General features: G+C 68.9%; 12 protein-coding genes, 3 rRNA genes and 1 pseudogene. 4 read left to right on the forward strand and 12 right to left on the reverse strand.

Annotation, left to right across the window (positions count from 1 at the left end; genetic code table 11):
- From gatB to gatC, 3 genes are read right to left on the reverse strand one after another with little or no spacing between them, the layout of a single operon-like run.
- Nucleotides 1-1,497 carry an Asp-tRNA(Asn)/Glu-tRNA(Gln) amidotransferase subunit GatB gene (gatB, locus tag ET471_RS00425; RefSeq protein WP_129186102.1) on the reverse strand — a complete coding sequence of 499 codons (1,497 nt, stop codon included), beginning with the start codon at nucleotides 1,495-1,497 and terminating at the stop codon, nucleotides 1-3.
- Between the two features lie 16 nt (nucleotides 1,498-1,513).
- Entirely contained in the window at nucleotides 1,514-3,016 is a 1,503-nt protein-coding gene (gatA, locus tag ET471_RS00430; protein ID WP_129186103.1) for an Asp-tRNA(Asn)/Glu-tRNA(Gln) amidotransferase subunit GatA, read from the reverse strand.
- A 1-nt stretch (nucleotide 3,017) separates the two neighbouring features.
- Nucleotides 3,018-3,314 (reverse strand): Asp-tRNA(Asn)/Glu-tRNA(Gln) amidotransferase subunit GatC, encoded by a 297-nt coding sequence (gene gatC, locus ET471_RS00435; RefSeq protein ID WP_129186104.1) that lies wholly within the window; start codon nucleotides 3,312-3,314, stop codon nucleotides 3,018-3,020.
- 124 nt (nucleotides 3,315-3,438) lie between these two features.
- On the opposite strand from gatC, the gene ET471_RS00440 reads away from it, so the two are divergent.
- Nucleotides 3,439-4,332 carry a fibronectin type III domain-containing protein gene (locus ET471_RS00440; RefSeq protein WP_129186105.1) on the forward strand — a complete coding sequence of 298 codons (894 nt, stop codon included), beginning with the start codon at nucleotides 3,439-3,441 and terminating at the stop codon, nucleotides 4,330-4,332.
- Between the two features lie 113 nt (nucleotides 4,333-4,445).
- Nucleotides 4,446-6,077: an IS1634 family transposase gene (locus ET471_RS00445; protein WP_129186106.1), complete on the forward strand. Its 1,632-nt coding sequence runs from the start codon at nucleotides 4,446-4,448 to the stop codon at nucleotides 6,075-6,077.
- A gap of 86 nt (nucleotides 6,078-6,163) precedes the next feature.
- On the opposite strand, the gene rrf is transcribed toward ET471_RS00445, so the two are convergent.
- The 3 genes from rrf to ET471_RS00460 all read right to left on the reverse strand — a co-directional run bounded on the left by rrf (nucleotide 6,164) and on the right by ET471_RS00460 (nucleotide 11,524).
- Nucleotides 6,164-6,280, reverse strand: a 5S ribosomal RNA gene (gene rrf / locus ET471_RS00450).
- Between the two features lie 115 nt (nucleotides 6,281-6,395).
- Nucleotides 6,396-9,511: ribosomal RNA gene (locus ET471_RS00455) — 23S ribosomal RNA — on the reverse strand.
- A gap of 497 nt (nucleotides 9,512-10,008) precedes the next feature.
- Nucleotides 10,009-11,524: ribosomal RNA gene (locus tag ET471_RS00460) — 16S ribosomal RNA — on the reverse strand.
- The 16S, 23S and 5S rRNA genes sit together here, the layout of an rRNA operon.
- 571 nt (nucleotides 11,525-12,095) lie before the next feature.
- Here ET471_RS00460 and ET471_RS00465 point away from each other — a divergent pair.
- Nucleotides 12,096-12,683 (forward strand): GNAT family N-acetyltransferase, encoded by a 588-nt coding sequence (locus ET471_RS00465; RefSeq protein ID WP_129186107.1) that lies wholly within the window; start codon nucleotides 12,096-12,098, stop codon nucleotides 12,681-12,683.
- Between the two features lie 5 nt (nucleotides 12,684-12,688).
- On the opposite strand, the gene ET471_RS00470 is transcribed toward ET471_RS00465, so the two are convergent.
- The 5 genes from ET471_RS00470 to ET471_RS00490 are packed head-to-tail and all read right to left on the reverse strand — an operon-like array spanning nucleotide 12,689 to nucleotide 18,526.
- Nucleotides 12,689-13,690, reverse strand: a complete 1,002-nt coding sequence (locus ET471_RS00470; RefSeq protein WP_129186108.1) for a sugar phosphate isomerase/epimerase family protein — start codon at nucleotides 13,688-13,690, stop codon at nucleotides 12,689-12,691.
- A 56-nt stretch (nucleotides 13,691-13,746) separates the two neighbouring features.
- Nucleotides 13,747-14,889, reverse strand: a complete 1,143-nt coding sequence (locus ET471_RS00475; protein WP_129190580.1) for a Gfo/Idh/MocA family protein — start codon at nucleotides 14,887-14,889, stop codon at nucleotides 13,747-13,749.
- A gap of 29 nt (nucleotides 14,890-14,918) precedes the next feature.
- The gene (locus ET471_RS00480; protein WP_129186109.1) at nucleotides 14,919-15,974 is read right to left on the reverse strand and encodes a substrate-binding domain-containing protein; all 1,056 of its coding nucleotides are present in this window, start codon (nucleotides 15,972-15,974) and stop codon (nucleotides 14,919-14,921) included.
- Nucleotides 15,975-16,013: 39 nt separating this feature from the next.
- Nucleotides 16,014-17,009 carry an ABC transporter permease gene (locus ET471_RS00485; protein ID WP_129186110.1) on the reverse strand — a complete coding sequence of 332 codons (996 nt, stop codon included), beginning with the start codon at nucleotides 17,007-17,009 and terminating at the stop codon, nucleotides 16,014-16,016.
- Nucleotides 17,006-18,526: a sugar ABC transporter ATP-binding protein gene (locus tag ET471_RS00490; RefSeq protein WP_129186111.1), complete on the reverse strand. Its 1,521-nt coding sequence runs from the start codon at nucleotides 18,524-18,526 to the stop codon at nucleotides 17,006-17,008. Before ET471_RS00490 ends, ET471_RS00485 begins: the two co-directional genes overlap by 4 nt.
- 124 nt (nucleotides 18,527-18,650) lie before the next feature.
- On the opposite strand from ET471_RS00490, the pseudogene ET471_RS00495 reads away from it, so the two are divergent.
- Nucleotides 18,651-19,834: pseudogene (locus tag ET471_RS00495) on the forward strand (ROK family protein).
- 16 nt (nucleotides 19,835-19,850) lie between these two features.
- Here ET471_RS00495 and ligA read toward each other — a convergent pair.
- Entirely contained in the window at nucleotides 19,851-22,424 is a 2,574-nt protein-coding gene (ligA, locus tag ET471_RS00500) for an NAD-dependent DNA ligase LigA (protein WP_242496356.1), read from the reverse strand.
- Nucleotides 22,425-23,187 lie beyond the last annotated feature (763 nt).

Consider the following 23,187-nt stretch of genomic DNA (forward strand, 5'->3'; position numbering starts at 1 on the left):
TCAGACGCCGATGCGCTCGAGCACGAGCTCGCGCACGCGCTGGGCGTCGGCCTGGCCCCTGGTCGCCTTCATGACGGCGCCGATGATCGCCCCGACCGGGCCGAGGTTGCCCCCGCGCACCTTCTCGACGACGTCGGGCTGGGCGGCCAGGGCCGCGTCCACGGCCTCGAGCAGCGCCCCGTCGTCGGAGACGACCTCCAGGCCGCGCGCGACGACGACGGCCTCCGGGTCGCCCTCGCCGGCGAGCACGCCCTCGAGCACCTGGCGCGCGAGCTTGTCGTTGATCCGGCCCGCGTCGACGAGCGACTGGAGCTGGGCGATCTGGGCAGGCGTGATCGCGACCTCGTCGAGGCTGACCTCCGCCTGCTTGGCCTGCCGGGCGAGCTCGCCCATCCACCACTTGCGCGCCGCCGCCGGGCTCGTGCCCGCCGCCGTCGTGGCCTCGATGAGGTCCAGGGCGCCGGCGTTGACGACGTCGCGCATCTCGGCGTCCGCGAAGCCCCACTCGGCGAGCAGCCGCTTGCGGCGTGCCGCGGGGAGCTCGGGCAGCGAGGACCGGATCTCCTCGACCCAGTCGCGGCTCGGCGCCACCGGCACCAGGTCGGGCTCGGGGAAGTAGCGGTAGTCCTCGGCGTCCGACTTCACGCGGCCCGACGACGTCGTCCCCGTGTCCTCGTGGAAGTGACGGGTCTCCTGGATGATGGCGATGCCCTCGTCGAGGAGCCCGGCCTGGCGCGAGATCTCGTAGCGCACCGCACGCTCGACCGACCGGAACGAGTTGACGTTCTTGGTCTCGGTGCGGGTGCCGAGCTTGTCCTGCGGGGTCGGGCGCAGCGAGACGTTGACGTCGGCGCGCACGTTGCCGCGCTCCATGCGGGCCTCGGACACGTCGAGTGCCCGGAAGATGTCGCGCAGCGTCTGCACGTAGGCGCGCGCAACCTCGGGGGCGCGGTCGCCCACGCCCTCGATGGGCTTGGTGACGATCTCCACGAGCGGGATGCCCGCGCGGTTGTAGTCCACGAGCGAGTACTCCGCGCCGTGGATCCGCCCGGTGGCGCCGCCGACGTGGGTGTTCTTGCCGGCGTCCTCCTCCATGTGCGCGCGCTCGATCTCCACGCGGAAGACGGTGCCGTCCTCGAGCTCGACGTCGATCCAGCCGTCGTAGGCGATGGGCTCGTCGTACTGCGAGGTCTGGAAGTTCTTCGGCACGTCCGGGTAGAAGTAGTTCTTCCGGGCGAAGCGGCACGTCTCGGCGATCTGGCAGTTGAGCGCCAGGCCGATGCGGATGGCGTACTCGACGGCCTTGCCGTTGACGACCGGCAGCGCGCCGGGCAGGCCCAGGCTCACCGGGGTGGTCTGCGTGTTGGGCTCGGCGCCGAACGAGACCTCGGCGGCGCAGAACATCTTGGTGCGGGTGCCGAGCTCGACGTGGACCTCGATGCCGAGCACCGGGTCGTAGCGCTTGACGGCGTCGGCGTAGTCGACCAGTTCAGTCACTTTTCGTTCTCCGTCTTCAGAGCTCGGGCGCGTTCGACAGCAGGGTGGCGCCCCACTGGGTCTCGAGGAGGCCCTCGAGCGCCGCGCCGACGCGGTAGAGGCGGTCGTCGGCCTTCGCCGGGGCCAGGATCTGGAACCCGACCGGCAGGCCGTCGTCCGACAGGCCGTTGGGCACCGAGATGCCCGGCACGCCGGCCAGGTTCGCCGGGATGGTGGCGACGTCGTTGAGGTACATCGCCAGCGGGTCGTCGAGCTTCTCGCCCAGCTTGAACGCCGTCGTCGGGGCCGTGGGGCTGACGAGCACGTCCACCTGGGCGAACGCGGCGTCGAAGTCGCGCTGGATGAGCGTGCGGACCTTCTGCGCGCTGCCGTAGTAGGCGTCGTAGTAGCCGGCGCTCAGCGCGTAGGTGCCGAGGATGACGCGGCGCTTGACCTCGTCGCCGAAGCCCTGGCCGCGGGTGGCGGCCATGACGCGCTCGGCCGTGACCGGACCCTCGGTGGGCTCGACGCGCAGGCCGAAGCGCATGCCGTCGAACTTCGCGAGGTTGGAGGACGCCTCCGCGGGCATGATCAGGTAGTACGCGTCGAGCGCGTACGGGAAGTGCGGGCAGCTCACCTCGACGAGCTCCGCGCCGGCCTTCTCGAGCAGCGTCAGCGACTCCTGGAACCGCGCGAGGACGCCGGCCTGGTAGCCCTCGCCCTGCAGCTCGGTGACGACACCGACCTTGACGCCCGTGAGGTCGCCCGTCGCGCCCAGGCGGGCGGCGTCCGCGAAGGACGGCAGCGCCTCGGGGATCGACGTCGAGTCGCGCGGGTCGTGCCCGCCGATGAGCTCGTGCAGCAGCGCCGAGTCCAGCACCGTGCGGGTCACGGGGCCGGCCTGGTCGAGGCTCGACGCCATGGCGATGAGGCCGTAGCGGGACACGGAGCCGTAGGTGGGCTTCACGCCGACGGTGCCCGTGACGGCGCCGGGCTGGCGGATCGAGCCGCCCGTGTCGGTGCCGATGGCGAGCGGCGCCTCGAAGGCGGCCACGGCAGCGGCCGAGCCACCGCCCGAGCCGCCGGGGATGCGGTCGAGGTCCCAGGGGTTGTGCGTGTCCCCGTACGCCGAGTGCTCCGTGCTGGAGCCCATGGCGAACTCGTCCATGTTGGTCTTGCCGAGGATCGGCAGGCCCGCCGCCTTGATGCGCTCGACGAGCGTCGCGTCGTAGGGCGGGACCCAGCCCTCGAGGATCTTCGAGCCGGCCGTCGTCGGCAGGCCCTTCGTCACGACGACGTCCTTGACGGCGATGGGCACGCCGGCGAGCGGGTGCAACTCCTCGCCCGCGGTGCGGCGCTTGTCGACGTCGTGCGCGGTGGCGAGCGCCTCCTCGGCGCTGACGTGCAGGAACGCGTTGACCTTGCCGTCGACGGCGGCGATGCGGTCGAGGTGGGCCTGCGTGGCCTCCACGCTCGTGATCTCGCCGCCCCGGAGGCGGGTCGCGAGCGCGGCGGCGGACAGCCGGGTCACGTCGGTCATCTCACTCCTCCCCGAGGATCTGCGGGACGAGGAACTTGCCGTCCTCCGAGCCCGGCGCGGCCGCCAGCACGTCCTCGACCGGCAGAGGCGGCACCGGGACGTCCTCGCGGAACACGTTGGTCATCGGGAGCGGGTGGCTGGTCGCGGGCACGTCGGGGGTGGCGACCTGGTTGACCTTCGCGATGGACTCGACGATGACGTCGAGCTCGCCGGCCAGCCGGTCGATCTCCTCCGGGCGCAGGTCGATGCGGGCCAGCACAGCCACGCGCGCGACCTCGTCACGAGAGATGGTGGACATGGCCGCCAGTCTAGTGGGCGACCTGCTCTGCTCCTCCTGAGATGAACCGTGGCGGGCGCTGCGTCGTCTTCCTTAGGGGCGCCTGGAGCAGCCCCGCGCCTCCCTCTCCTCCTGGAGGCCGATCATGAGACCCGTCATCCGTTCTGCCGTCGCCCTCGTGGCGGCGCTGTTCCTCCTGCTCACCGTCGTCCCGACGGCCACCGCGGCGGACACGACACCGCCCACCGCCCCCACGAACCTGCGCGTCCTCGCAGTGACGCCCACCGTCGTCACGGTCGCGTTCACCGGCTCCACCGACGCCGGCGGCCTGAAGTGGTACGTCCTGCGAGGCGCCGATCGCCAGCAGCCGACCACCAGCCCGTCGCGGACCGACTTCGGCGGCCTGAAGGCCGAGACCACGTACACGCTCGACGTCGTCGCCGTCGACCGGGCGGGCAACGTGTCCGCCCCCAGCGCTCCCGTGCGCTTCACGACCGGTGCCTGGCCGGCCGTCACCGGCCTGACGGTCACCGCCCGCTCCGGCGGCTCCGTCTCCCTCGCCTGGGACCGGTACGCCGCCATGGACCCGTACCGCTTCCTCGTGTACGACGCCGGCCGCGCCGAGGCCGTCGTCAAGGGCGAGCGTGTGACGCTCAGCGGCCTGGCCGCGGGGACGCACACGTTCACCGTCCGCGGGTTCCACGTCAGCGGGAGCGTCACCGCCGCAAGCTCCCCGGTGACCGCCCCCGTCGAGCCTCGCAGCCCCGACCTCAGCGCACCCGGCAGCCCCGGCTCACCGACCGTGCGCCTGGACGAGGACACCTACGAGTTCACCACCACGTGGACCGCGGCGACCGATCCCGTCGATCCCGCGGCCTCGCTCCGGTACGACGTGCTGCAGTTGTGGGCCGGCGACCTGTTCACGGCCGCGTACGGCATCCCGGGCACCAGCTACGTCGGGGTCTTCGCCTCGGCGGTGCGGACGGTCGACCCGGCGGGCAACCGTTCGGCGCCCGCGCTGGCGACGTTCGTGCCCTGACCTGACTTCGGTCAGGTTCTCCACAGCCCGCGATCCGCAGTTCTCTGACCTGCGGTGATGGTCGTGGCTCTGTGGGTTAGTGTCCTCCTGGAGGCACTAAGTACGCTGCCGGGGTGGTGTGGGTTCGGCGGGTGAGGACGGCGTCGGGTGCGACGGCGGTCCAGATCGTCGAGTCCGTGAACGGGCGGCGGCGGATCGTGCGGCATGTCGGGTCGGCGCATGACGAGGTCGCGCTCGGCCTGTTGATGGATGAGGCGGCCGATCTGATCAAGGGTGACCAGCAGTTGGAGCTCGACCTTGGCCTGCAGGCCGTGTCGAGGTACGCCCCGTTGATTCCCGTCCCGCAGCCGCCGGCCCTGTTCGGGCAGACGCCCTCCCGTGCGCGTGGGTGGATGCCCGCGCCCCTGCTGCGGCGCTCGTTCTCCCGGATCCTGTACGACGCGATCGGGGGCGTGTTCGACGAGCTCGGTTTCGACATCGTCGGCGACGACACCTTCCGCGACCTGGTGATCGCGCGGATCGTGGAGCCGACCTCGCTGCTCGACGTCGACCGGGTCCTGTCCGACCTGGGCCGGGTCGCCGCGTCGCTGTCCACGCGGAAGCGGACGTTGAAGCGGGCGCAGGACGGCCGGTACCGGGACCTGATCGCGAAGGCGTGCTTCACGTTCGCGCAGGCCAGCGATGATGTGTCCCTCGTGCTGTATGACGTGACCACGCTCTACTTCGAAGCGGAGAAGGAAGACGACCTGCGCAAGGTCGGCTACTCCAAAGAACGTCGCGTCGACCCGCAGATCGTCGTCGGCCTCCTCGTAGACAGGACCGGGTTCCCCCTCGAGATCGGCTGCTTCGAGGGGAACAAGGCCGAAACGCTCACGATCCTGCCCGTCATCAAGTCCTTCCAAGCCAGGCACGGCATCGAGGGCATGGTCATCGTCGCGGACGCCGGCATGCTCTCCGGTGCGAACCTGCGCGAGCTCGACGACGCCGGGTTCTCCTTCATCGTCGGCTCCCGCCAGACCACCGCGCCCCTCGACCTGGCCTCGCACTACCGGTGGCACGGCACCGTGTTCACCGACGGGCAGATGATCGACACGATCACCCCCAAGCACCGCGGCGCGACGCCCGTCAATGACGTCAACGTCAAGGCCGAGCCCGTGTGGACGAAGACCGGGACCCCGGCGTCATGGCGGGCCGTGTGGGCCTACTCCGCGAAGAGGTTCGCGAGAGACAACCGGACCCTGACCGCGCAGGAGGACCGCGCCCGATCAGTCATCGACGGTGACAAGCCCGCCCGCGCCACCCGGTTCGTCAAGACCACCGGAACCGCCCGCACCCTCGACGAGACCGCCCTGGCCAGGGCGCGGAAGGTCGCCGGCCTCAAGGGCTACGTCACGAACATCCCCGCCACGGTCATGGCCCCAGGCGAGGTCATCTCCAGCTACCACGATCTGTGGCACGTCGAGCAGTCCTTCCGGATGTCGAAGACAGACCTGCAGGCCAGACCCTTCTTCGCGAGGACACGCGACGCGATCGAAGCCCACCTCACCATCGTCTTCACCGCGCTGGCCGTCTCCCGCACGATCCAGGACCGCACCGGACTGTCCATCCGGAAAGTCCTGCGCGAGCTACGACCACTGCGCTCCGCGACCATCGAGATCAACGGCGTCATCCGCGACGCCGAACCCGCCATCCCCGCCGACAAGCAGGCCATCCTCGACGCGATCAGGAAGCCCGCAAGGCACTAAGGCTCTTGACCCAAGTCAGGCCTGACGTCCTGTCCATGAAATGCGAAAGACCCCGCACGTGGGGTGCGGGGTCTTTCGTGAAGGGTGTCCGGCGGCGTCCTACTCTCCCACCCCGTCTCCAGGGCAGTACCATCGGCGCTGTAGGGCTGAGCTTCCGGGTTCGGAATGGGACCGGGCGTTTCCCCTACGCTATGACCGCCGTAACAGTATCGAGTTGTCGGGTGCCCCCGTGTTCCCGCCCTGGTCGGGGGCGGGGGTGGGGGTGGTTGCCCGTTTCTCGGGAACCGCACAGTGGACGCGTAGCAAGTGTAAGTGTGTGTGTTGAAGTTGTTGGCTGATTAGTACCGGTCAGCTGCGGCAGTCGTTGGTCCTGCCTTCCACATCCGGCCTATCTACCCAGTGGTCTCGCTGGGTGCCTTCAGAACTTGCGTTCATGGAAACCTCATCTTGAAGCAGGCTTCCCGCTTAGATGCTTTCAGCGGTTATCCTTCCCGAACGTAGCTAACCAGCGGTGCACTTGGCAGTACAACTGGCACACCAGAGGTTCGTCCGTCCCGGTCCTCTCGTACTAGGGACAGCCCTTCTCAAGTTTCCTGCGCGCGCAGCGGATAGGGACCGAACTGTCTCACGACGTTCTAAACCCAGCTCGCGTACCGCTTTAATGGGCGAACAGCCCAACCCTTGGGACCTACTCCAGCCCCAGGATGCGACGAGCCGACATCGAGGTGCCAAACCATGCCGTCGATATGGACTCTTGGGCAAGATCAGCCTGTTATCCCCGGGGTACCTTTTATCCGTTGAGCGACGGCGCTTCCACAAGCCACCGCCGGATCACTAGTCCCGACTTTCGTCCCTGCTCGACCTGTCGGTCTCACAGTCAAGCTCCCTTGTGCACTTGCACTCGACACCTGATTGCCAACCAGGCTGAGGGAACCTTTGGGCGCCTCCGTTACATTTTGGGAGGCAACCGCCCCAGTTAAACTACCCACCAGGCACTGTCCCTGATCCGGATGACGGACCGAGGTTAGATATCCGTTGCAGTCAGAGTGGTATTTCAACGTTGACTCCCCCGAGCTGGCGCCCGGGGTTCATAGTCTCCCACCTATCCTACACAAACTGCACCGAACACCAATACCAAGCTATAGTAAAGGTCCCGGGGTCTTTCCGTCCTGCTGCGCGTAACGAGCATCTTTACTCGTAGTGCAATTTCGCCGAGCTCGCGGTTGAGACAGCGGAGAAGTCGTTACGCCATTCGTGCAGGTCGGAACTTACCCGACAAGGAATTTCGCTACCTTAGGATGGTTATAGTTACCACCGCCGTTTACTGGGGCTTAAATTCTGGGCTTCACCAAAGGTTGACCCGTCCTCTTAACCTTCCAGCACCGGGCAGGCGTCAGTCCGTATACATCGTCTTGCGACTTCGCACGGACCTGTGTTTTTAGTAAACAGTCGCTTCTCCCTGGTCTCTGCGGCCCTCCCCGCGTCCCCACGCTAGGTGGTTGACGGTTCAGGCCCCCTTCTCCCGAAGTTACGGGGGCATTTTGCCGAGTTCCTTAACCACGATTCGCTCGATCGCCTTGGTATTCTCTACCTGACCACCTGAGTCGGTTTGGGGTACGGGCGGCTAGAACCTCGCGTCGAGGCTTTTCTTGGCAGCAGAGGATCACCCGTTTCCCGCATACGCGGTCACTATCAGCTCTCACCCTGTGTGACACCCGGATTTGCCTAGGTGTCGGGCTACGGCCTTGGACGTGGACTACCATCGCCACGCCGGGCTACCTTCCTGCGTCACCCCTGTTAATACGCTTACCTACTGCCAGGTCGGGTCACGCGCCGCCGGCGCCGGTGTGGTCCGAAGACCACGATGGCGCCCTTGGGGCGTTTAGCATTCCTGGGTTCGGTATGGGCGGTTCTTCGCCGGTAGGAGAATATCAACTCCTTGTCCATCGACTACGCCTGTCGGCCTCGCCTTAGGTCCCGACTTACCCAGGGCGGATTAACCTGGCCCTGGAACCCTTGGTCATTCGGCGGACGGGTTTCTCACCCGTCATTCGCTACTCATGCCTGCATTCTCACTCGTGTAGTCTCCACCACTGGGTCACCCCGCGGCTTCACTGTCCACACGACGCTCCCCTACCCAGCACAGCCCCTGAACCAACGAATCAAGTTCGCGGCTTGGGTGTCGCTGCGCTGCCACGGCTTCGGCGGTGTGCTTGAGCCCCGCTACATTGTCGGCGCGGAATCACTTGACCAGTGAGCTATTACGCACTCTTTCAAGGGTGGCTGCTTCTAAGCCAACCTCCTGGTTGTCTGTGCAACTCCACATCCTTTCCCACTGAGCACACGCTTAGGGGCCTTAGCCGGTGATCTGGGCTGTTTCCCTCTCGACTACGGAGCTTATCCCCGCAGTCTCACTGCCTCGCTTAAACTTACCGGCATTCGGAGTTTGGCTGACGTCAGTAACCTGGTAGGGCCCATCGGCCATCCAGTAGCTCTACCTCCGGCAAGAAACACGAGACGCTGCACCTAAATGCATTTCGGGGAGAACCAGCTATCACGAAGTTTGATTGGCCTTTCACCCCTAACCACAGGTCATCCCCCAGGTTTTCAACCCTGGTGGGTTCGGCCCTCCACACTGTCTTACCAGTGCTTCAGCCTGCCCATGGCTAGATCACTTCGCTTCGGGTCTAGACCCGGCGACTATCACGCCCTGTTCGGACTCGCTTTCGCTACGGCTACCCCGCACGGGTTAACCTCGCCACCGAGCACTAACTCGCAGGCTCATTCTTCAAAAGGCACGCCGTCACCCCAGCTAGGGAGGCTCCGACGGATTGTAGGCACACGGTTTCAGGTACTATTTCACTCCCCTCCCGGGGTACTTTTCACCTTTCCCTCACGGTACTAGTCCGCTATCGGTCACTAGGTAGTATTTAGGCTTAGCAAGTGGTCTTGCCAGATTCACACGAGATTTCTCGGGCCCCGTGCTACTTGGGATCCCCTCCACCAGGCCGCATCATTTCGTCTACGGGACTAGCACCCTCTACGGTCCGCCTCTCAATGCGGTTCGACTATGACGCGGCTTTCTCACTGGTTGGGAGACTGTCAGATCTCCCCAGAAGGTCCCACAACCCCGCACACGCAACGCCTGACAGCTTTAACACGTGTACGGTTTGGCCTCATCCGCTTTCGCTCGCCACTACTCACGGAATATCTCTTCCTGCCGGTACTGAGATGTTTCACTTCCCGGCGTTCCCTCCACACACCCTATATATTCAGGTGCGGGTACCTGCACATGACTGCAGGTGGGTTCCCCCATTCGGACATCCTCGGATCACAGCTCGTTTGCCAACTCCCCGAGGCTTATCGCAGGCTACGACGTCCTTCTTCGGCTCCTAGTGCCAAGGCATCCACCCTGTGCCCTTAAAAACTTCAACAAAAGCGTTGAGTCGTTAAGTACTCTTTGCGTTTCACACTACAGAGACATTCAGGAACACCCTCCCACAAGGAGAAGGTGCTTGAACATCTTGGATGCTCGCGTCCACTGTGCAGTTCTCAAGCAACGGACAGACCCACCGACCAGACCCGCCAACCCCAACCCCCACCCCGAGAAGAACTCTCGAGACGTGGTGGAGCGGTCCGGGCCATCTGGTGACCTGTACCAAGACTCCCGACCAGACCCACCCCTGACAGGGGCACGTCCCGCGGCCGGTTGCCTCAGGACCCAACAGTGCGTCCACGACCACCACCCGAACCCGTCACCCCGCGTTCCCACCCCCAAGAGAGGCGTACTAGCAAGCTCACGACCGAGCAGCAGTCTTCTAGTCAATGTTCCACCCAGAGCACCACCACCAGCACGTTCGGCCGGCGCGTGGTCCACCATGAACACCCACCCCAGGCAAGCCTGCACGGCGGATGTTGGTGAGCTCCTTAGAAAGGAGGTGATCCAGCCGCACCTTCCGGTACGGCTACCTTGTTACGACTTAGTCCCAATCGCCAGTCCCACCTTCGACCACTCCCCCTCTTACGAGTTGGGCCATGGGCTTCGGGTGTTACCAACTTTCGTGACTTGACGGGCGGTGTGTACAAGGCCCGGGAACGTATTCACCGCAGCGTTGCTGATCTGCGATTACTAGCGACTCCGACTTCATGGGGTCGAGTTGCAGACCCCAATCCGAACTGAGACCGGCTTTTTGGGATTCGCTCCACCTTACGGTATCGCAGCCCTCTGTACCGGCCATTGTAGCATGCGTGAAGCCCAAGACATAAGGGGCATGATGATTTGACGTCATCCCCACCTTCCTCCGAGTTGACCCCGGCAGTCTCCCATGAGTCCCCGGCATAACCCGCTGGCAACATGGGACGAGGGTTGCGCTCGTTGCGGGACTTAACCCAACATCTCACGACACGAGCTGACGACAACCATGCACCACCTGTGAACCGACCTTACGGGGAGCACATCTCTGCACTTTTCCGGTTCATGTCAAGCCTTGGTAAGGTTCTTCGCGTTGCATCGAATTAATCCGCATGCTCCGCCGCTTGTGCGGGCCCCCGTCAATTCCTTTGAGTTTTAGCCTTGCGGCCGTACTCCCCAGGCGGGGCACTTAATGCGTTAGCTGCGGCACGGAACCCGTGGAATGGGTCCCACACCTAGTGCCCAACGTTTACGGCATGGACTACCAGGGTATCTAATCCTGTTCGCTCCCCATGCTTTCGCTCCTCAGCGTCAGTAGCTGCCCAGAGACCTGCCTTCGCCATCGGTGTTCCTCCTGATATCTGCGCATTCCACCGCTACACCAGGAATTCCAGTCTCCCCTACAGCACTCTAGCCTGCCCGTACCCGATGCAAGCCCGAGGTTGAGCCTCGGGATTTCACACCAGACGCGACAGACCGCCTACGAGCTCTTTACGCCCAATAATTCCGGACAACGCTTGCGCCCTACGTATTACCGCGGCTGCTGGCACGTAGTTAGCCGGCGCTTCTTCTGCAGGTACCGTCACTTACGCTTCTTCCCTGCTGAAAGAGGTTTACAACCCGAAGGCCGTCATCCCTCACGCGGCGTCGCTGCATCAGGCTTTCGCCCATTGTGCAATATTCCCCACTGCTGCCTCCCGTAGGAGTCTGGGCCGTGTCTCAGTCCCAGTGTGGCCGGTCGCCCTCTCAGGCCGGCTACCCGTCGACGCCTTGGTAGGCCATTACCCCACCAACAAGCTGATAGGCCGCGAGCCCATCCCCCACCGAAAAACTTTCCAACCCCACCCATGCAGGCAGAGCTCATATCCGGTATTAGACCCCGTTTCCAAGGCTTATCCCGAAGTGGAGGGCAGGTTGCTCACGTGTTACTCACCCGTTCGCCACTGATCCACCCCGAAGGGCTTCACCGTTCGACTTGCATGTGTTAAGCACGCCGCCAGCGTTCGTCCTGAGCCAGGATCAAACTCTCCGTAAAAGAATATCGCCACCCCGGACAAAACCCAGGATAACAACCATACGGTGCTTGAAAACTGGCCAGACGAGCTGAACTGCTCATCTGTCCAAAGGAATCCTCCCGAACCACCACAACGGTGACCCGACGAGGGTTATATTTGGCATTGACTATCAAACGCACTGTTGAGTTCTCAAACAACCGACGCACACCATCCGAACCGGTAAGCTCTTCGCTTTTCCGTTTCGCTCCGGGGCGATGTCTCTAACCTACCAGACGATTTCCTTCTTGCCTAATCCGTGTTTCCGGAAGAACCGGAACCGGAATCGACAAGAATTGTCGTTCGGAGGGCCCCACACTACACGTCCTGAGAGCGCACTAAGCCCCTCAGAAACTTGCGGTGTGAGTTTCAGTCCCCGGCGCGGCCTCCCACCTTGCGGCTGCCTTGCGGCGTGGAGTCCGTCGGCCCGTCGGGCTGACTTCGAGAACATTACACGGCCCCCCAGGCGGGGACAACCTGAGGGACGGTGACGGCGCCCACACCGCAGGCGCGCCGGCCCAAGCCGCCGGCCCGGCGTGGGGCTAGGTTCGGCCCGTGCCCACACGTCCCGCCGCCGATACCGTCGTCGTCCGCCCTGGTGAGCCCGCGGAGGCCGCCGAGATCGCGTGGCTCGCCGCCACCACCTTCCCGCTCGCCTGCCCGCCCGGCACCGCCGTCGACGAGATGGCGCGCCACATCGCCATGCACCTGACGCCTGGCGCGTTCGCGCGGTGGGCACGCAGCGCGGACCACGCGCTGCTCGTCGCGGCCCGCGGCGGCGAGCTCGTGGGCTACGCGCTGCTCCACCTGGGGACGCCCGACGGCGTCGAGGAGGCCCACGTCGTCGCCGCCGCGACGCGCGGCGACGGGACGTCGGTCGAGCTCTCCAAGATCTACGCGCACCCGCTCGCGCTCGGGAGCGGGACGTCGTCGGAGCTCATGCGCGGGGCGATCGCCGCGGCCGCGGAGCTCTCGGCGGCGCACGGGCACTCCGCTCCCCTGCCCCTGTGGCTCGGCACCAACGGGCAGAACCTGCGGGCGCAGGCGTTCTACCGCAAGCACGGCTTCGTCGTCGTCGGGACGCGGACGTACGACGTCGGCGGGCACACGCACGACGACGTCGTCATGCTGCGCCGGCCGTAGGCCGGTCAGCGCGCCGAGAACGCGGCGTCGAACGCCGCGGCCGGAGCGTCGAACGCGAGACGACGCACGAACGCCAGCGCCTCGGGCGCGCCGACCAGGCGGTCCATGCCCGCGTCCTCCCACTCCACCGAGATCGGGCCCTCGTAGCCGATGGTGTTGAGCATGCGGAACGCGTCCTCCCACGGGACGTCGCCGTGGCCCGTCGAGATGAAGTCCCAGCCGCGGCGCGGGTCGGCCCAGGGCAGGTGCGAGGACAGGCGGCCGTTGCGGCCGTTGCCCAGGCGCTTCTTCGTGTCCTTGCAGTCGACGTGGAAGATGCGGTCCTTGAAGTCCCACAGGAACGAGACCGGGTCGAGGTCCTGCCAGACCATGTGCGACGGGTCCCAGTTGAGGCCGAACGACTCGCGGTGGCCGATCGCCTCCAGGGTGCGGACCGTCGTCCAGTAGTCGTAGGCGATCTCGCTCGGGTGGACCTCGTGCGCGAACCGGACGCCCACCTCCTCGAAGACGTCGAGGATCGGGTTCCAGCGGTCGGCGAAGTCCTGGTAGCCCGCCTCGACCATCGCCTCCGAGGCCGGCGGGAACATCGCCACGTACTTCCAGATGGAGGAGCCCGTGAAGCCGATGACCGTCTTCACGCCCAGCTTGGCCGCGAGGCGGGCGGTGTTCTTCATCTCCTCGGCGGCCCGCTGCCGCACCCCCTCCGGGTCGCCGTCGCCCCAGACGACGTCGGGCAGGATGTCGCGGTGCCGCTGGTCGATGGGGTCGTCGCAGACCGCCTGGCCCTTGAGGTGGTTGGAGATCGCCCAGACCTTCAGGCCGTACCGGTCCAGCAGGGCGAGCCGGTCGGCGACGTACGCGTCGTCGTCCCAGCGCCAGGGGTCCAGGTGGTCCCCCCAGCAGGCGAGCTCGAGGCCGTCGTAGCCCCAGCCGGAGGCGAGGCGGGCCACCTCCTCGAGCGGGAGGTCGGCCCACTGGCCGGTGAACAGGGTGACGGGACGCGCCATGGTGGCTCCTCGGGTGGCGTTCGAGCGGGTGGTCGGGACGGTCGTCGTCGGCGCGGTCAGGGCAGGTCGACCCAGGCGCCCTGCGCGCCGGCGCTGCGCTCGACGGCGTCGAGCACGCGCTGCACCGCGAGGCCGTCGGCGAACGAGGGCTCCGGCTGGCGGCCCGCGGCGATGTCGCCGAGCAGGTCCACCACCTGGTGGCTGAACGCGTGCTCGTAGCCGAGCCCGTGGCCGGGCGGCCACCAGTGTCCGCCGTACGGGTGCACGGGCTCGGTGACCTGGATGCGACGGAAGCCGGCCGTCTGCGGGTCCTCGGCGGCGTCGAAGAAGTGCAGGACGTTCATGTCCTCGAGGTCGAAGGCCACGGAGCCCGCCGAGCCGTTGACCTCGAGGCGCAGGGCGTTCTTGCGCCCCCACGCGAACCGGGTCGCCTCGAAGGTCGCCAGGCCGCCGCCGGACAGCCGGCCCAGGAACACCGCCGCGTCGTCGACCGTGACCGGGCCCGTCCCCGTGCCCGCCGCGCCGCTCAGGCCGCTGAACGACGCGGGGAGCGGGCGCTCCCGGACGAACGTCTCGAGGATCCCGTTGACGCCCGTCAGCCGCTCGCCCGTGACGAACTGGGCGAGGTCGACGACGTGGGCGCCGATGTCGCCGAGCGCCCCGGACCCGGCCTTCGCCCTGTCGAGCCGCCAGGACAGCGGCACCTGCGGGTCCGCGACCCAGTCCTGGAGGTACTGCGCGCGCACGTGCCGCACCTGGCCGACCCGCCCCGCCTCGACCAGGCGGCGCGCGAGCTGGACCGCGGGGACGCGGCGGTACGTGAACCCCACCGAGGCCCACACGCCGCGCTCCGCCGCGGCGGAGGCCGCGGCGGCCATCGCCTCGGCCTCCGCCACCGTGTTGGCGAGCGGCTTCTCGCACAGCACGTGCTTGCCCGCCGCGAGCGCCGCGACCGCGATCTCCGCGTGCGTGTCGCCCGGCGTGCAGACGTCCACCAGGTCGACGTCGTCGCGCGTCAGGAGGTCCCGCCACGACGGCGTCGACGACTCCCAACCGAGCCGCTCGGCCGCCGCCGCCACGGCCGCGGCGTCGCGGCCGGCGACGACCCGCAGGCGCGGGGTCAGCGGGAGGTCGAAGAACCGCGGTGCCGTGCGCCAGGCCTGGGAGTGCGCCGCGCCCATGAAGGCGTAGCCCACCATCCCGACGCCGAGGTCGGGCGCGTGCTGCGTCACGACTCGAAGCCGATCGACAGGTAGTCGTCGACGTTGTCCGCCGTCACTACCGGGGCGTAGAGCTGGATCTGGCGCGGCACGCCGAGCGAGGCGAGGTCGCCCAGGGTCTTGTTCTGGGCGATGAGGCGGGCGAGCTTGATGCCGTCGGCCGCCTGCGTGGACGGGTAGATGACGGTGGCTTCCAGGACGGAGTCGCCGTCCTGGATGTGCCGCATGACGTTGGCGGACCCCGCACCGCCGACCATGAAGAACTCGTCGCGGCCTGCGTTCTCGATGGCCTGGAGCACGCCGACGCCCTGGTCGTCGTCGTGGTTCCACACGGCCGTGAGCTTCGGGGCGGCCTGGAGCAGGTTGGTCGCGGCGGCCTCGCCGCCCTGGACGGTGAAGTCCGCGGCGACGCGGTTGTCGACCTCCTGGCCGCAGTCGGCCAGCGCGTCGGCGAAGCCCTGGCTGCGGTCCTGCGTGAGCGGCAGCGAGTCGATGCCTGCGATCTCGCCGATCACGGCGTCGGGGTCGTCGCCCACCTTCTCGCAGATGTAGGTGCCCGCCGAGACGCCCATGCCGTAGTTGTCGCCGAGGATCGTGGCACGCGCGGCGAACGGGCTGGAGAACTCGCGGTCGACGTTGACCACCGGGATGCCGGCGTTCATCGCCCGCGTCGCGACGTCGGTGAGGGCCGCGCCGTCGAACGGGAGCAGCACGATGGCGTCGACGCCGTCGTTGATGAAGCCCTCGATCTGGCTGATCTGGAGGTTGACGTCGTTGGTGCCCTCGGCGACGTTGAGCGTGACGTCGGAGTACTTCTCGGCCTCGGCGCGGGCGGCCGACGTGATGGCGCCCATCCAGCCGTGGTCGGACGCCGGGGCGGAGAAGCCGATGACGATCTTGTCGCCCGGCTCGTCGTTGTCGCTGCCGGGGGCGACCGCCGCCCCGGCGGTGTCGTCGTCGGTCGGCTCGGGCTCGTTGCTGGTGCAGGCCGCGGCCAGGAGGACCGCGGTCAGTGCCGTCGTCACGCCGGCGACGAGGCGACGGCGCTGCGTGCGTGCGGACATGGGATCTCCTTCGATCGGTGCGCGTGGAGCAGGGATGGGTCAGCTGCCTCGGCCCTCGCGGGCGGCGAAGCGCTGCTGCAGCAGCACGGCGGCCACGATGATCGCGCCCTTGGCGACCTGCTGGACCGAGCTGTTGAGGTTGTTGAGCACGAACACGTTGGTCAGGGCGGTGAAGATCAGGACGCCGAGGACGGTCCCGACGATGGTGCCGCGGCCACCGACGAGCAGCGTCCCGCCGACGACGACGGCGGCGATGGCGTCGAGCTCGTAGAGCGTGCCGTTCGTGGAGGACCCCGCGCCGGTGCGGGCGAGCATCATGGCCCCGCCGATCCCGGCGGTCAGCCCCGCGAGGGCGTACAGGGACATCGTGTGCCGCTTGACCTTGATGCCGGCCAGGCGGGCGGCCTCGGCGTTCCCGCCGACGGCGACCGTGCGACGGCCGAACGTGGTGCGCGCCAGCAGGAACCACCCGGCGACGGCGACAGCCGCGAAGATCCACACGATCTTCGGCACGCCGAGCAGGTTGCCCTGGAGGGCGGACTTGAACGAGGTGGCCGTGACCAGCTGGGTGCGGCGGTTGGCGATGAGCTCCGCGAGGCCGCGGGCGGCCACGAGCATGGCGAGGGTGGCGATGAACGGCACCACCTTGCCGTAGGCGACGAGCAGGCCGTTGACGAGGCCGGCGCCCAGGCCGACCGCGAGCGCGCAGAACACCATGACGAGCCACGTCGACTCCTGGGCGATGCGCTGCGTCTCGAGCGTCGACGCCCACACCGACGCGAGCCCCAGCACCGAGCCCACCGACAGGTCGATGCCGCCGCCGGTGATGACGAACGTCATGCCGATGCTCAGCACGCCCGTGATGGCGGCGAGGCCGAGCACGACGAGCAGGTTGGACACGCTCAGGAACCTGTCGCCGGCGGTAGCCCACCCGACGATGCACAGCACGAGGAGGGCGAGGACGAGCCCGCCGTTGCGCGCGCCGCCGGAGGCGAGCGCGCGGCGCACCGGGCTGGACGTGGTCTGGTCGGTCACGCGGCACTTCCTTCCATGACGAGGTCGAGCACCCGGTGCTCGTCGATGGCGCCGGCGTCGGTGCTGTGCACCACGCGGCCGTCGGCGACGACGAGGACGCGGTCGGCGAGGCCGAGCACCTCGGGGATCTCGGAGGAGACGACGACGATGGCGGCCCCGGCGTCGGCGAGCCGGCGGACGAGCCCGTAGATCTCGGCGCGGGCGCCGACGTCGACGCCGCGCGTGGGCTCGTCGAGCAGCAGCACGTCGCAGCCGTGCACGAGCCAGCGCGCGAGCAGCGCCTTCTGCTGGTTGCCGCCGGACAGGGTGCGGGCCTCGCGCCCGACCTGCGCGGGCCGCAGGTCCAGCGCGGCCACCTGCTCCTGCGCCGCGCGGCGCTCGGCGCGCTCGTCGAGCACACCGCCCCGGGCGAACCGCGCGAACGTGGACAGCGTGATGTTCCGGTAGACGGGCTCGGCGAGCAGCAGGCCCTGGCTCTTGCGCTCCTCGGGGCAGAGCCCCACGCCGGCGGCGACGGCCGCGTCGACGGCGCCGGGGCGCAGGCGGCGGCCGTTGACCGTCACGGTCCCGGCGGTCGCGCGGCGCGCACCGTAGATCGTCTCGAGGATCTCGGAGCGCCCCGAGCCGACCAGGCCCGCGAGCCCCAGGATCTCCCCGGCGCGCACCTGGAGGTCCACGTCGCGGAACGTGCGGCCCAGGCCGAGGCCGGCGACGTCGAGCACCACGGGCGCCCCGGCGGCGACGCCGGGACGGGCGGGGAACGCGTACTCCACCGCGCGGCCGGTCATCAGGCGGATGAGCTCGCTGGTCGGGGTGGTGGCGGGGAGGTTGCGCGCGACGGTCCGCCCGTCCTTGAGGACGGTGATGCGGTCGCCGACGCGGCGGATCTCCTCGAGGCGGTGCGAGATGTAGACGACGGCGACGCCGCGCGCCGTGATGCCCTCGACGACGCGGAAGAGGTTCTCCGCCTCCTCCGCGTCGAGGACTGCCGACGGCTCGTCCATGACGATCACGCGCGCGTCGTGCGAGAGGGCGCGGGCCATGGAGACGATCTGCTTGCCCGCCGCCGAGAGGCGCGCGACCTCGCGGTGCGGCGGGATCTCCGGGTGGCCGAGGCTCGTCAGCAGCTCGCGGGTGCGGCGGGCCGCCTCGCGCCGCCGGGAGAACCCGGCCGTGGCCAGCTCGTGGCCGAGGAACACGTTCTCGGCGACCGTGAGGCCGTCGACGACGTCGAGCTCCTGGTAGATGGTGGCGATGCCGAGCCGCAGGCCGGCGACGGGGTGCGGGATGGTGACGACCTCGCCGTCGAGCAGGACCTCGCCCTCGGTCGGCTGGTGGGCGCCCGAGAGGATCTTGATGAGCGTGGACTTGCCCGCGCCGTTCTGGCCGAGCAGGCAGTGCACCTCGCCCGGGGCGACGTCGAGGTCGACGCCGTCGAGAGCCCGGGCGCCGGGGAACTCCTTGACGATGCCGCGCACGGCGAGCAGCGGCTGCGCGTCGAGGTCGCCAGTGACCATGTGACGCACGTTACCGGACTTCTGACGGACGTCAACCATAAGTTGCCACCTCGGTGGCAGAGTTATCCGCACTGGACGCCCAACTTCGGGATGGGTGCCGATGATTCATGGTTGACTGGGGCGCATGGAGGAACCGCCGACGCTCGCTCCGCGCCCCACCGGCATCGGCGGGATGTTCCAGCTGCTGCGGGACGGCAGGCCCCGCACCCGCGCCGAGCTGGCCGCGGTCACGGGGCAGGCCAGGTCCACGATCGCGGCCCGGATCGAGCTCCTGTCCAGCGTCGGGCTCGTCAGCCCGGCCGGCGAGGCCTCCTCCACCGGCGGGCGCCCGCCCGCCACGTTCGCGTTCCGGCCGGGCGCGCGCGTCGTCGTCGCCGTCGACCTCGGCGCGACGCACGCCCGGCTCGCCGTCACCGACCTCGCCTCGACCATCCTCGCCGAGGAGGAGTCGGCCCTGAACATCGCCGACGGCCCCGACGTCGTCCTCGCGCAGGTCGCCGAGACGGCGGCCAAGCTCGTCGCCACGGCCGGGCGGTCGCTCGACGACGTCGCCGCCGTCGGCGTCGGGCTGCCCGGACCCGTGGAGCACACGACCGGGCGGCCGATCAACCCGCCGATCATGCCCGGCTGGGACAACGCCACCGTGCCACAGCTGCTGCAGAGCCTCTTCGTGCCCGTCCCGGTGCTCGTCGACAACGACGTCAACATCATGGCGCTCGGCGAGCACCGCGCGACCTGGCGCGACGAGGCCGACCTGCTCGTCGTCAAGGTCGCCACCGGCATCGGCGCCGGCATCATCACCGACGGCGAGCTGCGCCGCGGCGCCCAGGGGGCCGCGGGCGACATCGGCCACGTCACGGTCCCGAACGCCCCCGACGTGCTGTGCCGGTGCGGCAACACCGGGTGCCTCGAGGCCGTGGCCAGCGGGACGGCCGTCGCCGCGGCGCTGCGGGCCCAGGGGCTCGCTGCCGGGTCGAGCGCCGACGTCGTCGCGCTCGTCCGCTCGGGGACCTCGCGGCGAGCCACGCCGTCCGGCAGGCCGGCCGGGACATCGGCGGGGTGCTCGCGGTGTGCGTCAGCATGCTCAACCCGTCGGTCATCGTCGTCGGCGGGAGCCTGGCCGGCGTCGGAGAGCAGCTCGTCGCGGGCATCCGCGAGGTCGTCTACCGCCGCTCGCTGCCCCTCGCGACGCAGCACCTGCGCATCGTCACCTCGCAGGTCGGCTCGCGCGCGGCGGTCATCGGGGCCAGCACGATGGCCGTCGACCACGTGCTCTCGCCCTCCGCGATCGAGGCGCTCGCCACCTGACGGCGGCGGGTCGCGCTCACGCGCCGGCGACCTCCCCGTCGCCCGGCTGCGCCGGGCCCTCGTCGAACCCGGTCGGGCCCTCGTCGAACCCGGTCGGGCCGTCAGCCAGCCCCGCCGGGCCGTCGGCCAGCAGCCGGACGAAGCCCGCCTCGTCGAGCACCGGCAGGCCGAGCTCCTCGGCCCTGGCGGCCTTCGACCCCGCGTTCTCGCCGACGACGACGTAGTCCGTCTTCTTCGAGACCGACCCGGCGGCCTTGCCCCCCGCGGCGATGATCGCCTCCTTCGCGCCGTCGCGCGAGAAGCCCTCGAGCGACCCCGTGACGACGACGGTGAGGCCTGCGAGCGGGCCCTCGGGGGCCGTGCCCGCCGCGGCCTGGGCGGCCATCGCCGCCGGACCGGGGTGCCCCGGCGTCGCGAAGCGGACGCCCGCGGCGGCCCACGACTCGACGATGTCGACGTGCCAGTCCACGTCGAACCACGCGATCAGCTCGGCGCCGATGACGGGGCCCACGCCTTCGACGGCCGAGAGCTCCTCGAGCGTCGCGGCGCGGATGGCGTCGAGCGAGCCGAACCAGTCCGCGAGCGCCCGCGCGGCGACAGGGCCGACGTGGCGGATGTTGAGGGAGACGATCTGGCGCCACAGGTCCTTGGTCTTCGCGCGCTCCAGCTCGTCGAGCAGCACCTGGGCCGTCTTGGCGGGGCCGTAGACCGGGTGGTCCTTCCGGATGCCCGCCTTGCGGCGCTCGGCCGCGGTCATGGTCTCGGTGCCCGGCGGGTAGGTGCGCTCGACGAGGCGCTGGAACGGCCGGACGACCTTCGCGGTGAACGTCTCGCCGTCGGCGGTCGGCAGCTCGGCGGACTCGCCCACGCCGTCGTAGGGGCGCGGCAGGCCGGTCTCGGGGTCGCGGACGACGACGCGGATGGGCAGCAGCTCGTCGAGCGTGAGGCGGAACAAGCCGGCCTCGGTGTCGAGCGGCGGGTCCGCGGGCTCGAGCGGCTGGGTGAGGGCGGCAGCGCCGACCTCGCCGAGGCCCTCGACGTCGAGCCCGCCGCGCGACCCGATGTGCTCGACGCGGCCGCGTACCTGTGCGGGGCACGAGCGGGCGTTGGGGCAGCGCAGGTCGACGTCGCCCTCCTTCATGGGGCGCAGCTCGGTGCCGCACTCGGGGCACTGCGTCGGCATGACGAAGTCGTGGCGCGGGTAGCCGTCGTCGGCCGCGGCGGGGACGGGGCCGAGGATCTCGGGGATGACGTCGCCGGCCTTGCGCAGCACGACGACGTCGCCGACGCGCACGCCCTTGGCCCGCACCACGTCCTGGTTGTGCAGCGTCGCCTGCCGCACGGTCGAGCCGGCGACGAGCACGGGCTCCATGACGGCGTACGGCGTGGCCCGCCCGGTGCGGCCCACGCCCACCTGGATCGCGAGCAGGCGGGTGTTGACCTCCTCGGGCGGGTACTTGTAGGCGGTCGCCCAGCGGGGCGCACGGCTCGTCGCTCCCAGGCGCTGCTGGTCCGCCAGGGCGTCGACCTTGACGACGATGCCGTCGAGCTCGTGCTCGATGTCGTGCCGGTGCACGCCGAAGTGCTCGATCATCGCGACGACGCCGTCGACGCCCGGCACCACCCGGTTGTGGGGCGAGACCGGCAGGCCCCACTGCGCGAAGTGCGCGTACGCGTCGGACTGCCGCTCCAGGGCGGTCTGCTCCCCCGCCTCCCACTGCAGGGCGCCGATGCCGTGGACGTACAGGCGCAGGGACCCGACGCGGGCCAGGCCCGCCTCCAGCTCGAGGCCGTCCTTCTTGTCGAGCTGCTGGCGCAGGCCGCCGGCGGCCGCGTTGCGGGCGTTGGCGAACGTCGGGAACCGGCGGGTCGCGGCGACGCGCGCGGCGTCGTCGTCGAAGCCGCGCGTCGCGGCCGAGCGGGCGGCGTGCCGCGACCGTGCCTCGTCGACCGCCCGGAACCGCATCTCCTCCTGGAGCGCGTTGAGCCGGGCGAACGACGCGGTCGGGATGAAGATCTCGCCGCGCACCTCGACCAGGGCGGGGTGGCCGTCGCCTGCGAGCTGTTGCGGGACGTCCGCGATGCGCAGCGCGTTGACCGTGACGTCCTCGCCCGTGCGGCCGTCGCCGCGGGTCGCGGCGCGGGTCAGGCGCCCGTGCTCGTACAGCAGGGCGATGGCCAGGCCGTCGATCTTCACCTCGGAGAGGTAGCCGACGTCGTCCCGCCCCAGGTCGCGCGCGACGCGCGCGTCCCAGTCGCGCAGCTCCTCGACCGAGAACACGTTGTCGAGCGAGAGCATCCGCTCGACGTGCTCCACCGTCGCGAACCCCGTGGCCGCCGTGCCGCCCACCCGCTGGGTGGGCGACTCGGGCGTCGCGAGCGCGGGGTGGGCCGCCTCGAGCGCGGCCAGCTCGTGCATGCGCGCGTCGTACTCGGCGTCGGACACCAGCGGGGAGTCCTGCTCGTAGTAGGCGCGCTGGTCGGCCTCGACCAGGTCGCGCAGCTCCGCCCAGCGGCGCTGCGCCGCCTGCTCGTCGAGCTCCGCGGAGGAGAGGTTCGTCGTCGTCGTCGTCGCTGTGGGCTTTGCCATCGCGTCACTGCCCTGTTTGGGGGGCGCAGCCTCCGTCACGGCGATGATGTCGTCGAACTCACCGATCTCCTGCTCTGAGCCCCGCCCGTCGAACGCATCACCGGAGAACGCTGCCACGTAGAGATGCATCGGCGGGTTGCTCGGTCGTCCGTTACGGCCGTATGTCTGGTTCTCCACGCCTCCGGGGTATCGGCCCTCGTCTGTGTGGCGCTTCCGTGCACGTGCAATCTGGCGCTCTTCAGCGTCGTCCAGTCCGACGGACGTGTAGGCGGATCGTGACCCAAGCGTCTTGGCAGGCAGTAGCTCAACCCGCAGGATGTCTCCGGGAGCCGAGCCCCAAGTGCGGCCCTTGAGCTTGTTGTGCCCCGAGCCGGGACGTCGGTGGAGGTCTGCTGACCTCCCGATGTAGATGACCTCACGGCCTGCCTCGTCTAGCCAGTAGAGTCGGTAAATCCCTGCTCCTCGAGGCGACTTCGACCGGAGCTCTGCAGTGTTGCGCGCAACCAACGGCCTCCCAGCAGCGAGCACGTTACTAACGATGCGGTGCTTCAGCATGGGGCTCACCCGCAGAATCACCTCGTGGCTGCCGGGCACCCAGATCGCCTGCTGTCGCGAGGTCACGACCTCCTCGCCCGAGTCGATGTACTCCCACGCGTCTCGGTAACCCGGAGCGAGCACCGCACATATCTGGTCGGCGTCGGCCGTCACCATGTAGAGGCAGCCCGGGCCTGCCGGAATGCGCGGATGGCGGCCACGTCGGCCG

It is taken from the genome of Xylanimonas protaetiae, assembly GCF_004135385.1.
GTDB classification, from domain to species: Bacteria; Actinomycetota; Actinomycetes; order Actinomycetales; family Cellulomonadaceae; genus Xylanimonas; species Xylanimonas protaetiae.

Coding starts and splice junctions, on each gene's coding strand:
- gatA (WP_129186103.1), bottom strand. CDS start 3,016: ATGACCGACGTGACCCGGCTGTCCGCCGCCGCGCTCGCGACCCGCCTC.
- gatC (WP_129186104.1), bottom strand. CDS start 3,314: ATGTCCACCATCTCTCGTGACGAGGTCGCGCGCGTGGCTGTGCTGGCC.
- ET471_RS00440 (WP_129186105.1), top strand. CDS start 3,439: ATGAGACCCGTCATCCGTTCTGCCGTCGCCCTCGTGGCGGCGCTGTTC.
- ET471_RS00470 (WP_129186108.1), bottom strand. CDS start 13,690: ATGGCGCGTCCCGTCACCCTGTTCACCGGCCAGTGGGCCGACCTCCCG.
- ET471_RS00475 (WP_129190580.1), bottom strand. CDS start 14,889: ATGGTGGGCTACGCCTTCATGGGCGCGGCGCACTCCCAGGCCTGGCGC.
- ET471_RS00480 (WP_129186109.1), bottom strand. CDS start 15,974: ATGTCCGCACGCACGCAGCGCCGTCGCCTCGTCGCCGGCGTGACGACG.
- ET471_RS00490 (WP_129186111.1), bottom strand. CDS start 18,526: ATGGTCACTGGCGACCTCGACGCGCAGCCGCTGCTCGCCGTGCGCGGC.
- ligA (WP_242496356.1), bottom strand. CDS start 22,424: ATGGCAAAGCCCACAGCGACGACGACGACGACGAACCTCTCCTCCGCG.